Annotated in this window: 15 protein-coding genes; 6 read left to right on the top strand and 9 right to left on the bottom strand. The window is 64.7% G+C overall.

Annotated features, from left to right (window positions below):
• Positions 1 to 2: 2 nt before the first annotated feature.
• On the bottom strand, positions 3 to 896 hold the full coding sequence (gene argB / locus QU595_RS01020; protein ID WP_315918351.1) for an acetylglutamate kinase: 894 nt from the start codon (positions 894 to 896) through the stop codon (positions 3 to 5).
• A 127-nt stretch (positions 897 to 1,023) separates the two neighbouring features.
• Between argB and QU595_RS01015 the strand changes: the two genes are divergently transcribed.
• The 4 genes from QU595_RS01015 to msrB all read left to right on the top strand — a co-directional run bounded on the left by QU595_RS01015 (position 1,024) and on the right by msrB (position 3,611).
• On the top strand, positions 1,024 to 1,563 hold the full coding sequence (locus tag QU595_RS01015) for a sigma-70 family RNA polymerase sigma factor (RefSeq protein WP_315920636.1): 540 nt from the start codon (positions 1,024 to 1,026) through the stop codon (positions 1,561 to 1,563).
• Entirely contained in the window at positions 1,560 to 2,273 is a 714-nt protein-coding gene (locus tag QU595_RS01010; protein WP_315918349.1) for an anti-sigma factor domain-containing protein, read from the top strand. Before QU595_RS01015 ends, QU595_RS01010 begins: the two co-directional genes overlap by 4 nt.
• Positions 2,274 to 2,364: 91 nt before the next feature.
• A complete protein-coding gene (locus tag QU595_RS01005; RefSeq protein ID WP_315918348.1) occupies positions 2,365 to 2,922 on the top strand; it encodes a fasciclin domain-containing protein in 558 nt (185 codons plus the stop codon).
• Positions 2,923 to 3,110: 188 nt separating this feature from the next.
• Positions 3,111 to 3,611 carry a peptide-methionine (R)-S-oxide reductase MsrB gene (gene msrB / locus QU595_RS01000; protein WP_315918346.1) on the top strand — a complete coding sequence of 167 codons (501 nt, stop codon included), beginning with the start codon at positions 3,111 to 3,113 and terminating at the stop codon, positions 3,609 to 3,611.
• A 16-nt stretch (positions 3,612 to 3,627) separates the two neighbouring features.
• On the opposite strand, the gene QU595_RS00995 is transcribed toward msrB, so the two are convergent.
• Positions 3,628 to 5,160 (bottom strand): DHA2 family efflux MFS transporter permease subunit, encoded by a 1,533-nt coding sequence (locus tag QU595_RS00995; protein ID WP_410000487.1) that lies wholly within the window; start codon positions 5,158 to 5,160, stop codon positions 3,628 to 3,630.
• Positions 5,161 to 5,250: 90 nt separating this feature from the next.
• Complete coding sequence (locus QU595_RS00990; protein ID WP_315918343.1) at positions 5,251 to 6,420, bottom strand: HlyD family secretion protein; 1,170 nt, start codon at positions 6,418 to 6,420, stop codon at positions 5,251 to 5,253.
• A gap of 117 nt (positions 6,421 to 6,537) precedes the next feature.
• On the opposite strand from QU595_RS00990, the gene QU595_RS00985 reads away from it, so the two are divergent.
• The gene (locus QU595_RS00985) at positions 6,538 to 7,233 is read left to right on the top strand and encodes a TetR/AcrR family transcriptional regulator (protein ID WP_315918342.1); all 696 of its coding nucleotides are present in this window, start codon (positions 6,538 to 6,540) and stop codon (positions 7,231 to 7,233) included.
• Positions 7,234 to 7,265: 32 nt separating this feature from the next.
• On the opposite strand, the gene yihA is transcribed toward QU595_RS00985, so the two are convergent.
• From yihA to rpmH, 6 genes are all read right to left on the bottom strand, one after another.
• The gene (gene yihA, locus QU595_RS00980; protein WP_315918340.1) at positions 7,266 to 7,919 is read right to left on the bottom strand and encodes a ribosome biogenesis GTP-binding protein YihA/YsxC; all 654 of its coding nucleotides are present in this window, start codon (positions 7,917 to 7,919) and stop codon (positions 7,266 to 7,268) included.
• On the bottom strand, positions 7,916 to 8,554 hold the full coding sequence (locus QU595_RS00975) for a CatB-related O-acetyltransferase (protein ID WP_315918338.1): 639 nt from the start codon (positions 8,552 to 8,554) through the stop codon (positions 7,916 to 7,918). The genes yihA and QU595_RS00975 overlap by 4 nt, the downstream gene beginning before the upstream one ends.
• 28 nt (positions 8,555 to 8,582) lie before the next feature.
• Positions 8,583 to 9,047, bottom strand: a complete 465-nt coding sequence (locus QU595_RS00970; protein ID WP_315918336.1) for a nuclear transport factor 2 family protein — start codon at positions 9,045 to 9,047, stop codon at positions 8,583 to 8,585.
• A 67-nt stretch (positions 9,048 to 9,114) separates the two neighbouring features.
• Complete coding sequence (gene yidC, locus QU595_RS00965; RefSeq protein WP_315918334.1) at positions 9,115 to 10,926, bottom strand: membrane protein insertase YidC; 1,812 nt, start codon at positions 10,924 to 10,926, stop codon at positions 9,115 to 9,117.
• A gap of 21 nt (positions 10,927 to 10,947) precedes the next feature.
• Complete coding sequence (gene rnpA / locus QU595_RS00960) at positions 10,948 to 11,286, bottom strand: ribonuclease P protein component (RefSeq protein WP_315918333.1); 339 nt, start codon at positions 11,284 to 11,286, stop codon at positions 10,948 to 10,950.
• A gap of 15 nt (positions 11,287 to 11,301) precedes the next feature.
• Complete coding sequence (gene rpmH / locus QU595_RS00955; RefSeq protein ID WP_144861350.1) at positions 11,302 to 11,436, bottom strand: 50S ribosomal protein L34; 135 nt, start codon at positions 11,434 to 11,436, stop codon at positions 11,302 to 11,304.
• Between the two features lie 278 nt (positions 11,437 to 11,714).
• Here rpmH and QU595_RS00950 point away from each other — a divergent pair, with 278 nt between their 5' ends.
• Positions 11,715 to 13,199, top strand: coding sequence for a HAMP domain-containing sensor histidine kinase (locus QU595_RS00950; protein WP_315918331.1), 1,485 nt, complete (start codon positions 11,715 to 11,717; stop codon positions 13,197 to 13,199).
• Positions 13,200 to 13,205: the final 6 nt, after the last annotated feature.

The following is a 13,205-nucleotide window of genomic DNA, read 5'->3' as shown; positions in this document are numbered from 1 at the left end:
GCTCAGCGAACGATCAGCGTGCCGGCGCCATGCTCGGTGAACAGTTCCAGAAGCACCGAATGCGGGGTCTTGCCGTTCAGGATGACGACGCCTTCCACGCCGCGCTCGATGGCATCGATGCAGGTCTCGACCTTGGGGATCATGCCGCCGGAGATGGTGCCGTCCTTGATCAGCGCCCTGGCCTCGGCCACGGACAGCTCGTCGATCAGCTTCTTGTCCTTGTCCAGCACGCCGGGCACGTCGGTCAAGAACAGCAGGCGCTTGGCGCCGAGCGCGCCGGCGATGGCGCCGGCAAAGGTGTCGGCATTGATGTTGTAGGTATGGCCGTCGCGGCCGGGCGCGACGGGCGCGATCACCGGGATCATCTCCGACCGCGCCAGGAGATCGAGCAGCGTGCGGTCCACCTCCGCCGGCTCGCCGACGAAGCCGAGGTCGAGCACGCGCTCGATGTTGGAATCCGGGTCGATCATGGTCTTCTTGGCCTTCTCGGCGAAGACCATGTTGCCGTCCTTGCCGCACAGGCCGATGGCCCATTCGCCCTCGGCGTTGATGAGGGCGACGATCTCCTTGTTGATGGAGCCGGCCAGCACCATCTCGACGATCTCGACCGTCTTCTGGTCGGTGACGCGCAGGCCGCCCTCGAACTTGGATTCGATGCCCATCTTGGTCAGCATGGCGCCGATCTGCGGTCCGCCGCCATGCACGACGATGGGATTGACGCCCGACTGCTTGAGCAGGGCGATGTCGCGGGCGAAGGCCTTGCCGAGCGCATTGTCGCCCATGGCGTGGCCGCCATATTTCACGACCACGGTCTTGTTCTCGTAGCGCTGCATGTAGGGCAGCGCCCTGGAAAGCAGCGCGGCTTGCGTCTCGGCGGTTGCGGCGGCGTCCGACATGGGCATCGTTCCCGTTCTGGCTGGCAAGGACGGCCGCGTCTTAGCGCATAATCCGGGCGGTTTGAAAGACCTTGGCGAAGATTGTGCCACCGTTGCAAATCGGAGCCAATCGCCTAGTGTGGGCGCGATGACGCCGCAGGACATCGCCAAGCTGATCGTCCGGACCTCGCTGAGGGATCGCGCCGCGTTCGACAGCCTCTACCGCCAGACCAGCGCGAAACTTTTCGGCGTCTGTCTTCGTGTTTTGGGCGACAGGGCAGAAGCCGAAGACGCATTGCAGGAAGTCTACGTCAAGATATGGACGAAGGCCGACCGCTTCGCCATCTCCGAGCTCAGCCCCATTTCCTGGCTGGTGGCGATCGCCCGCCATCATTCCATCGACCGCATCAGGGCACGTCGCGCGCCCGCGGCCGACATCGATACTGTGCTCGAGGCGATCGATCCGGCGCCCGGCCCCGAGGCAATGGCAGCGGCGCGAGACGAGGACGCACGCATGCGCAACTGCCTCGATGAACTGGACCGAGACCGGGCTGACGCCGTTCGTGGCGCCTATCTGAAAGGCGACAGCTATGCCGAACTGTCCGAACGGTACGGCGTACCGCTGAACACGATGCGGACGTGGCTGCGGCGCAGCCTGCTTAAACTGCGGGAGTGCCTGGAAAGATGACCTTGGCACGAGACGACGGACCCGAACGCGGTGACGACGATATCGTCGCGGCCGAGTATGTTCTGGGCGTCCTGACGGCGGACGAGCGCCGAGCGGCCGCGCTGCGTATCGAGGCTGATGCGGACTTCGCGCGGCTGGTGGACCGGTGGGAAAACCGCCTCGCTCCGCTGGCCAACGCCTATGAGGCGGTCGAGGCGCCGGCAGGGGTCAAGGCCACCATCGACCGGCGGCTCTTCGCGGGCAACGCCGCCGTGCCCGAACGTGCCGACCTGTGGTCGAGCCTTGCCTTCTGGCGGGGTCTCGCCGCGGCGGCCGTCGCCGCACTGGTCCTCTATGCCGCCATCCCCTACATGCGGCCGCCTGCTCCGCAGCAAGCCGGCCTGGTCGCTTCGCTCGCAGCTCAGGACAGCGACGTGAAATATCTCGCCGTCTACGACGCGGCCCGGAATGAGATACGCCTGTCGCATGTTTCGGGAGATCACGCGTCCGGCCGGGATTTCGAACTCTGGGTAATCGAGGGCAAGACCGCCCCGGTGTCGGCCGGCGTCATTCCCGCCGGCACGGCCGTGCAAATGGCCGTCAAGCCCGACATGCAGGGAAAACTCGCACAAGGCGCGGTCCTTGCCATCAGCGTGGAGCCGACCGGCGGATCGCCCACGGGACAGCCGACCGGTCCTGTGGTGGCGGCCGGTGATCTGAAGAGCCTCTGAGAAAAATTTCGGTCGCGCGAAACTTCTGCGAGCCCGCCTCCGTAACTCCTCGCGCCCACAGAGATGGGAACGATATCGAGGAGTGATACCAATGCCCAGATTTGCCACGCTTCTGCTCGCCACTGCCATGAGCGTTTCGGCGCTCGCAACGGCCGCCCATGCCAAGAATCCGATGGTCGGGGGCGCCGCAATGTATGCCGACAAGAACATCGTCGAGAACGCCGTGAATTCCAAGGACCACACAACGCTGGTTGCGGCGGTGAAGGCGGCCGGGCTGGCCGACACCTTGCAGACCAAGGGGCCGTTCACCGTGTTCGCCCCGACCAACGAAGCCTTCGCGGCCCTGCCTAAGGGCGCTGTCGAAGACCTTTTGAAGCCCGAGAACAAGGACAGGTTGGCCAAGATCCTGACCTGCCACGTCGTCGCGGCGAAGGCGATGTCGTCGGACGTCATGGCCATGGTCAAGAAGGACGGCGGCTCGCACAAGGTCAAGACCGTCGGCGGCTGCGAGCTGACGCTCAAGGACAAGGGCGGCAAGGTCACCGTGACCGACGAGAACGGCAATGTCGCACATGTGACGATCGCAGACGTGCGGCAATCGAACGGCGTCATCCACGTCGTGGACAAAGTGTTGCTGCCGAAGATGTGAGATGCCGCTCCGGCAAGGATCGGGGCATCCGTCGGCCGAGCGGTGCCGCCTCCAGCTTCGTGCAGCACAGCGCCCTGCGTCACGGCGTCCAGCAGGATGCCCGGCGCGGGGCGCCCCGCAGGGTCACCGCCATGTGATTTCCGAGTGACGCGCAAATCTGCCAAACCGCAGGCAGGAGGACCAGCGCCATGACCAGAAGAGACGTTTTGCTGAGCGGAGCGGCGGCCGCGGCTTTTGCCGCCGGCGCAGCCATTCTCGGCCGGCTCGGCCGTCCGGAACCGGCGCGAGCCGAAACATTCGAGATCGCCAAGACCGACGCGCAATGGAAGGCGCAGCTGACGCCCGAGCAATATTCGGTGCTGCGCCAGGAAGGGACCGAATATCCGTTCACCAGCGCGCTGCTCAAGGAACATCGCAAGGGCACCTTCGCCTGCGCCGGCTGCCAGTTGCCGGTCTATTCTTCCGACACCAAGTTCGAATCCGGCACGGGATGGCCGAGCTTCTGGCAATCGCTGCCCAACGCCATAGGCACGCGACAGGACACTTCGCTCGGCATGGTGCGGGTGGAATGCCATTGCCGGCGCTGCGGCGGACATCTCGGCCACATCTTCGACGACGGTCCGCCGCCGACCGGCAAGCGCCACTGCATCAACGGCGTTGCGCTGGGCTTCAAGCCGGCGACGGCCTGAAGCCTCGCACCGCCGGTCAGTGTCCTGCGCCGCCGCCCGCGCTTTCAGGCGGCTTGCGGATGACCAGGGCGAAGATCGCCAGCGAGGCGAACAGCATCGTCAGCAGGTAGAAGACATCCATGAAGGACATCAGCGCCGCCTGCTGGTGGACCATGCCCGACAGCTTGGCCAACGCGGCCTTGCCGGCGTCGGCGGCGCCATGCGCCTCGAAGTTCCGCGTCATGTTGTCCAGCTGCGTGCCGGCTGCCGCGCTGCCCCACTGCACATGCTCGGCAAGGCGGGCATAGTGGAAATCGTTGCGGTGGGTGAGCACCGTGTTGATGACGGCGAGGCCGACCGCGCCGCCCAGGTTGCGGGTGAGATTGAACAGGCCGGACGCGTTCTTCAGCCGCTCGGGCGGCAGCGTGCCCAGCGCGATGTTGTTGATGGGCACCATGCACAGCATCATCGAGGTGCCGCGCAGGATCTGCGGCACGAACAGCTCCCAGAAATCCCAGTCGGCGGTCAGATGGGTCATCTGCCAGGTGCCGGCGGCGAAGCCCAGGAAACCGATCATCATCATCAACCGCGGGTCCATCTTGCGCGACAGGATGCCCGACACCGGCGCTGTGAAGAACATGGCGAGCCCGCTGACGAACAGGGCCTCGCCGATCATCATGGAATCGTAGCCGCGGATGCGGCCGAGATAGATCGGGTAAAGATAGGTAAGGCCGTAAAGGCCGATGCCGATGACGAAGGAGAACACGGAGCCGAAGGCGAAATTGATGTTGGTGAAGGCCTTCAGGTCGACGATCGGCTCCTCTGCGGTGAAGGCGCGCCAGAAGAACAGCACCGCGCCGACCACCATGACGATGGAAAAGATGAACACGGCCTGATCCTGAAGCCAGTCGTTGGTTGGGCCCTCTTCCAGCACATATTCGAGCGAGCCGAGGAAGGCGGCCATGCCGATGAGGCCCCACCAGTCGAACTTGCTGAACAGCGACAGGTTCGGCTTGTCGAAGTCGATCAGCGCCCAGGCGGCGCTCGCCACCAGTATGCCGGGCACGACGTTGACCAGGAACAGCCAATGCCAGGACATGGCATGGCTGATATAGCCGCCGACCGTCGGGCCGATGGTCGGCGCCAGCGTCGCCACCAGGCCGATCATCGGCGAGACGATCGCGCGCTTGGACGGGGGGAAAATGGTAAAGGCGGCGGCGAAGACGCTTGGAATCATGCCGCCGCCGATGAAGCCTTGGATCGCCCTGTAGACGATCATCTGGTCGATGTTGGTGGCCGTCGCGGCCAGCGCCGAGGCAGCGGTGAAGCCGGCGGCCGCCGTCGTGAACAGCACCCTGGTCGACAACATCCTCGACAGGAAGCCGGACAGCGGGATCATGATGACCTCCGCGATCAGGTAAGAGGTCTGCACCCAGGGGATCTCGTCGGAACTGGCGCTCAGGCCGGCCTGGATCTCGGCCAGCGAGGCGGAGACGATCTGGATGTCCAGGATCGCCATGAACATGCCGAACACCATCGCCAGGAAGGCGACGATGCGGCGCGTTTCCATGTGATCAGAGGGCACGGCCCCGGCGGTAATTGCGGTGCTGGACATGAGACGGCCTCCCGGCCCGTTTCAGACGCTTCGGTTCGGCCCGGCTCAGCTCTTCGGCGCGGTGCGGCTATCCACGTCCACGACGACGCTCAATCCCGCGCGCAGCTTGCCGCTCTTGAGCACGTCGGCGGGCACGTCGATGCGCACGGGCACGCGCTGCACCACCTTGGTGAAGTTACCGGTGGCGTTTTCCGGCGGCAGCAGCGAGAACACCGCGCCGGAAGCCGGCGACAGCGAGGATACGGTGCCTTCGAAGGACTCGCCGCCGATGGCATCGACCCAGATCTTCACCTTCTCGCCCGGCACCATGCGCGCAAGCTGCGTCTCCTTGAAGTTGGCGGTGATGTAGAGCTTGTCCATGGGAACAACCACGGCGAGCTTCTGGCCGGGGCTGACGAGGTCGCCCTGCTCGACCGAGCGGTTGCCGACGACGCCGTCATAGGGCGCGCGCATGACAGTGAAGGAAAGATCCCGTTCGGCCTTGTCCTTGGCGAGCTTCAGCGAATCGAGCGTGCTGGCCGATTCAGCCTTCTGCGCCTCGAGCACGCCGATATTTGCCTGCGCGGCCGCGATCTGGGCGTCGGCGCCGGCAAGCGCGGCATTGGCCTGGTCGGCCGCGGCGCTGGCGTCGTCGAGCTGAGCCTGCGTGGCCACATGGGTCTTGAGGAGCTGTGCGGCGCGATCCCGTGTACGGGCGGCGTTGTCGGCGACCGCCTGCGCGGACGCCTTCTGCGCGTCCGCCTGCCGAAGTGCGGCGCGGGCGGCGGTTGTCTGCGCGTCGATGCGGTCCAGCGTCCTGGAAAGGGTGGCGATCTGCGCTTCGGCCTGGGCCACGGCGATCTTGTAGTCGCCGTCGTCCACGACGAAGAGCGGATCCCCCGCCTTCACGTGCTGGTTCTCGCCGGCCTTCACCTCAGCGATATAGCCGGATATCTTGGGCGAGACGAACGCCATGTCCGCCTGGACATAGGCGTCGTCGGTCGAGATCATGAAGCGGCCTTCGGTCCAGTAGCCATAGCCGTACCAGGCGCCCGCGCCGAGCAGGACGGCAGCGATGACGGGCAGGAGGAAGGAGCGCGCGGAACGCTTGCGCTTGGCCGGCGGCTGCAAAGCCTCGGCGGGCTCGGCCGGATGCGGCGCCTCGATGGCGGGCGAGGTCCTGGCATTCGGGAACGGATGAACTTCGGCTTCGGTCGTGACGGACGAAGAGGACATGGATCATCTCTTTTGAGTGAACTGAACCGTTCGGTTCGATATTGACATAACGCAAGGTAGGGCGCATATCAAGTGCTAATCGAACCAAACGGTTCGAAATAATTTCAGGGCGTGGGAATGAACGATATCGATACGGGCGACGACTGCGGGAAACCGCGCAAGCGTCTCGCTGCCGGCCACGACCCGGCGAAGCGCCAGCAGATCATCGACGGCGCGCGGCGCGTGTTCATGAACATGGGCTTCGACGCCGCCTCCATGAACGACATCACCCGCGAGGCGGGCGTGTCCAAGGGCACGATCTACGTCTATTTCGCCAACAAGGAAGAACTGTTCGAGGCCCTCATCGAGGAAGAACGCGGCATCATCTTCAAGAATCTGTACGAGGCGCTGGAGCATCCCGACGACCTGCACGCGACGCTGGTGCGCTTTGCCATCGCGCTGTCGGTCAAGATCACCTCGGACAAGGTGGTGCTGGCGCAGCGCACCGTCATCGGCGCTTCGGAAAGAATCCCGGAACTTGGCCGACGCTTCTACGAACGCGGCCCCAAGCGCGGCCACGACCGCTTCGTGGCCTTCCTGAACGAGGCGATCGGACGCGGCTTGCTCGAGATAGCCGATGTAGACCTGGCAGCCTACCAGTTCACGGAACTGTGCCTCGCCGGCCTGTTCCGGCAGTGCATGTTCGCCTATCGCACCGAAACGCCCTCGCCCGAGGAAATCGAATATGTCGCGAGGGCGGGGGTCGAAGTGTTCCTGAAAGCCTATGGCACGGAAAAACTCGCCGCGCAGCAGCGGGAGAAAGAAGCCCGCTGACGCCTCACTAACTGGCGCGCAACCGGAGTCCCCTACCCTCCGTTGGCAGCCAGCGCGATGGCGGCGCGCAATTCGTCCATGCCTTCGCCTTTTTCCGACGAGGTCGCCAGTACCGCAGGGAAAGCGGCCGGTCGCTTGGCGATCTTCTGCAGCGTCGCCTCGATCAGCCTCGGCACGCCGGCGGCCTTGATCTTGTCGGTCTTGGTCAGCACGATCTGGTAGGAAACCGCGGCCTTGTCGAGGAGCGACAGAACCTCCTCGTCGTTTTTCTTGATGCCGTGGCGGGCGTCGATCAGCACATAGACGCGCTTCAGCGTGACGCGGCCCTTCAGATAGTCGAAGACCAGCTTCGTCCACGCGTCCACCTGGTCCTTCGGTGCCTGCGCGTAGCCGTAGCCCGGCATGTCCACCAGCGCCATGGGCGGCAGGTCCGCGCCCTCGCCCGAAAAGCCGTCCGGCACGAAGTAGTTCAGTTCCTGCGTGCGGCCGGGCGTGTTGGAGGTGCGCGCCAGTCCCTTGCGCCCGACCAGCGCGTTGATGAGCGAGGATTTGCCGACATTGGAGCGGCCGGCGAAGGCGATCTCCGGCGGCCCTTCGGGCGGCAGGAACTTCATCGCCGGCACGCCGCGGATGAATATCCAGGGGCGCGTGAACAATTCGCTTTCGATGGCGGCAACCTGATTCACTTGGCAGCCTCCAGGGCCGAAAGGTCGGCGCTGCGGATCGCGTCGAGATTGCGTCCGATCTTGTCGTGTGGCCAATCCCACCAGGCGATATCCAGCAGCCTTGCGACGACATCCGGGGCGAAGCGGATCTTCACGATGCGCGCGGGGTTGCCGGCCACGATCGCATAGGGCGGCACATCATGGGTCACGACCGACTTGGCCGCCACGATGGCGCCGTCGCCGATGCCAACGCCAGGCATGATGACCGCCTCCATGCCGATCCACACGTCATTGCCGACAACCGTGTCGCCCCGATTTTCCTTCTGCCAGGTCGCGACGTCGAACCCCTCCTCCCAGCCATGACCGAAGATGTTGAAGGGATAGGTCGAGAAACCGGACATGGCGTGATTGGCGCCGTTCATGATGAAACGCGCGCCTTCCGCGATGGCGCAGAACTTGCCGATCACCAATCGGTCGCCGATGAACGGATAATGATGCAGCACGCATTTCTCGGCGAATTTCTCCGGCCCGTCCGGATCGTCGTAATAGGTGAAATCGCCGATCTCGATGTTCTCGGCAGTCACCAGCGGCTTCAGGAAACCGACGCGCGGATGCATCGGAATCGGATGTTTTGTGTCTGGGTTCGGTCCTGTCATCAAATATCCGCGTGTGAATGTAGTTGGATCATATCCCGACCCGGTCCGGCCTCGGTGAGCCGAGCAGCGAGTCGGGAACGGGGTTGTCCGGGCCGGCCTTGTCCCATGCCTGCGCGGCGATGCGCCACCTGCCTTCGTTCTTGACCAGCAGCATCATCTCCACGGTCTCCTCCGCCGCGGCATGGTTCTCGACCACGGCGCAGGCCACCGCCGCCACCGCGACATTGCCAAACACCGTCACCCGCATGCCGCGCACCTCTTCCTCGAGCGCGGGAAGCGTGGTCGTGGACAGATGCTTCATCCGGGCGACGAATTCGGGAACGGTGCGGCTCGCGACGGGGCGCGCCGCCGGAAAAAGCATCGCGCCCGGCAGGAAGTCCGCCGAAAAACCATCCCAGTCCGCCGTCCGGCCCTCATTCCAGCTCAGACTGGCGAACTGCCTTGCGACAAGCAGCCTGACGGCCTCGCTGTCGTCTTCCAGATCCGCTGCCATGACGATCCCTCCAGGAGCCGGAGCGATCCTATAACGACATGGCGTCGGAGGAAATCAGCGCCGGCGGCTACTCCGCCGGCGATGGTTTCTTTTTGAACATGCCTGCCAGATTGTCCCACAGCTCGATCTTGGCACCCTGCCGCTTCATGATCACGCCTTGCTGGAGGATCGAGAGCGTGTTGTTCCAGGCCCAGTACAGCACCAGACCGGCCGGGAAGCCCGCCATCATGAAGGTGAAGATCACCGGCATCCAGGTGAAGATCGCAGCCTGCGTCGGGTCCGGCGGCGTCGGGTTCATGCGCATCTGCAGGAACATGGTGATGCCCATGATGATCGGCAGCACGCCGATGTGCAGGAAGGCCGGCGCGGTGAACGGCAGCAGGCCGAACAGGTTGAACAGCGAGGTCGGGTCGGGCGCCGCGAGATCGTGGATCCAGCCGAAGAACGGCGCGTGCCGCATCTCGATGGTGATGTAGAGCACCTTGTAGAGCGCGAAAAAGACGGGGATCTGCAGCGCGACGGGCCAGCAACCGGCGATCGGATTGATCTTCTCGGTCTTGTACAGCTCCATCATGGCCTGCTGCTGCTTCATCTTGTCGTCCGCGTATTTCTCGCGGATCTCCATCATCTTGGGCTGCACCTTCTTCATGTTCGCCATGGACTTGTAGGACTTGTTGGCGAGCGGGAAGAAAAGGGCCTTGACGATGACGGTCGTGGCCAGGATGGCCAGGCCGAAATTGCCGAAGAACTTGTAGAGCGTGTCGATCAGCCAGAACATCGGCTTGGTGATGAAATAGAACCAGCCCCAGTCGATCAGCAGGTCGAACTGGCGGATATGGCGGTCCTTTTCGTAGGCGTTGATGGTCGCGACCTCCTTGGCCCCGGCGAACACCAGGGTTTGCTGCGTCGCGGACTGGCCGGGCGCCACCGTGAACTGGTCGGTGAGGTAGTCGGACTGGTAGCGGCTGCGACCGTCGTCGAAGAAGCCAAAGCGCGGCTGGAAGGGCTGCTTGGCCGAAGGCACCAGCGTCACCGCCCAATATTTGTCGGTGATGCCGAGCCAGCCGTCGGTCGACTTGCCGGGCGTGACCTGCTTGTCCTTCTCGATCGAAGAATACTTGATCTCCTGGAGCCCTTCCGACCCGGTCACGCCGATCAGGCCTTCATGCAGCACATAGGTGCTGCGGTCGTCGGGCTTGTCGAAGCGGGTCACCCGGCCGTAATTGGCGAGCGAGACCGGCTGGCCGCCATTGTTCGTGACCGTGTCGTCGACGGTGAACATGTAGTTCTGGTCGATGGAGATGGTGCGCTTGAACACCAGGCCCTTGTCGTTGGTGTAGGTCAGCGTCACCGGGGTCGTCGGCGTCAGCTTGTCGTTGCCTTCGACGCTCCATACCGTGTCCGGACCGGGCAGCTTGCCGGCCTCGGGCGTTCCCGAGAAGCCGATCTCGGCGAAATAGCCGTCCTTCAGCGCCGACGGGTTGAGCAGCACGATCTCCGGCGAATTCTTGTCGACGGTCTCGGTGTAGTGCTTCAGCCTCAGGTCATCGAGGCGCGCGCCCGTGAGGTTGATCGAGCCGGCGACGCTCGGCGTGTCGATCTGCAGGCGCCTGGTGGCTTCGATGGCCTGCTCGTGGCTGGCCGCAGCCGAACCGGCCGCGCCCGGCAGGCTGGGCACCGCGCCGGGCTGCTGCGGCTGCGTGGCCGGGGCCTGCGCACCGCCCTCGCCCGCCGGCTTCTGCTCGGCTTGCCGGCTGGCCTCGACGCGCGCGGTCTCACGCTGCGCCTCGATGCGCGGGTTCATGTAGAACACCTGCCACAAGGTCAGGATCAGCACCGAAAGCGCGATGGTGATGAAGAAATTGCGATTGTTTTCCATCGGGAAGCTCGGCCTCTGGACCTATCGTGTTCCGTGAATGCGGCGCGAAAGCTCGGCCTGCAACTGGGCGAACGGCGCGGAAAGCACATCGTCGCGTCCGACGATGACATAGTCGTGTCCGGCCGCCATTCCAACCGCCGCGCCGGTGCGCACGGCTTCCTTCAGCCGGCGGCGCACGCGATTTCGCACCACCGCGTTGCCGACCTTCTTGGTGACCGTAAAGCCGACGCGCGGCACACCGCCGTCGCCACGGTCCAGCACTTCAACGAGAAAAAGCCGCCCGCGGCGCTTTTCGCCGCGCCGGACGGCCAGGAACTCCGCGCGTTTCAAAAGCCGTTCTGGAGCCTTTGCTGCGGGCAATGATCTCGTTTCCGCTCAGGCGCTCAGCCGCTTGCGACCACGGTTGCGGCGGGCTGCGATGACGCTGCGGCCGCCCTTGGTGGCCATGCGTGCACGGAAACCGTGCCGGCGCTTGCGGACGAGCTTGGAGGGTTGGTAGGTGCGCTTCATTTGTTTTAATACCGCGGAGTGCGGCCCTTCTTCATTCTGTCACGTTGTAACAGGAGCTGTGCCGAGCCGCCTTTGGCGCGATCGTAACCGCGCCGGGATGGATGGCCCGAGCGTGAGCGGGCTTATAGGTAGAAGCATATGGGAAGTCAATCGCAAGCTGGCCGTCGGTCGTTCGCGAATTCGCCGGTCGTTTTCGACGGCCACGGAAATTTGCAAAAGCCCGTCGATCACCTAATCTTGTGTCGAATTGCTTTGACACGCGAAACGGCATCGGGCGCATGAGCGACAAACCGTCGGCGGACAGCGAAGCCGATCCCGGACCGAAAGTCCGGACGGTGCCGCTGGCGCGCGGACTTTCCACCAAGCTGCTGCTGCTCACCATCGTCTTCGTGCTGATGGCGGAAATCTTCTTCTTCCTGCCCGCCATCGGCACGTTCCGGCTCAACTGGCTGAAGGAGCGGCTGAACACCGCCGGCGCCGTTTCCATCGTGCTGGTGCAGGGCGATCCGGCTTCATTGTCGCGCGCCGCGCAGGACGACGTGCTGATGGCGATCGGCGCCAAGGCCATCGCCGTGCGCGACGGGGGCATTTCCCGGCTGCTGGTGGTCGCCGCCATGCCGCCCAGGGTGGACGAGCACGTGGACGTCGCCAATCTAGGCCGGTTCGGGCAGATCGCCGGCGCGCTGGACACGCTGGTCTTCGGCGGCGACCGCATGCTGCGCGTGTACGGGCCCGTCGGCGACAGCGACAAGGAGTTCGAGCTGATCATGCCCGACAGCCGGCTGCGCACGGCCATGCTCGCCTATTCGCGCAACATCGCGCTGGTGTCGCTGCTGATCTCGCTGTTCAGCGCCGTGCTCGTCTATGCCACCATCGACCGCATCATGATCCGGCCGATCCGCACCATGACGCGCTCGATGCTGGTGTTTTCGGATGCGCCGGACGATCCCGTGCGCATCATACGGCCGAGCGACCGGGCCGACGAGATCGGCATCGCCGAGCGCGAATTGTCGCAGATGCAAGAGCGCCTCCAGCGCATGCTGGCTGAGCAGAAGCATCTGGCCGATCTCGGCCTTGCCGTTTCCAAGATCAACCACGACATGCGCAACATACTGGCCTCCGCGCAACTGATCTCGGACAGGCTGCAACAGGTGAAGGACCCGACCGTGCAGGCCTTCGCGCCGAAATTGCTGCGCACGCTGGACCGCGCGGTCGCCTATTCGGAAGGCGTGCTGGCTTACGGGCGCACGCAAGAGGCGGCGCCGGCACGGCGGCTGCTGCGCCTGCGGCAACTGGTGGAGGACGTGCACGGCCTCCTCGTCATCGAGGAAGGGATCGAATTCGTGAACGCCGTCGAGCCCGATTTCGAGGTGGACGCCGACGCGGACCAGTTGTTCCGGGTGCTCACCAATCTCAGCCGCAACGCCGTGCAGGCGATGGCGGGCGACACCGAAAGCGCCGTGGTGCGCCGGCTCACCATCTCGGCGGAACGCACGGGCAGCGTCAGCCGCATACTGGTGATCGATACTGGCCCCGGCCTGCCGCCCAAGGCGCGCGAGAACCTGTTCGCCGCGTTTCGCGGCTCGGCGCGCAGCGGCGGCACCGGCCTCGGCCTCGCCATCGCGCAGGAACTGATCCGTGCCCATGGCGGCACGGTGGAACTGGTGGAAAGCGTCGGCGGCCGCACCGTCTTTTCCGTGACCATACCCGACCAGCCGGTGCGGCTCGACCAGGCCCGCAGCCATTTGCGCAGGCCGGCCTGAAGCGTC

This window comes from Mesorhizobium sp. SP-1A, from assembly GCF_032460275.1.
In the GTDB taxonomy this organism is placed as follows: Bacteria; Pseudomonadota; Alphaproteobacteria; order Rhizobiales; family Rhizobiaceae; genus Mesorhizobium.
This window is presented reverse-complemented; position numbering and strand designations above follow the sequence as displayed.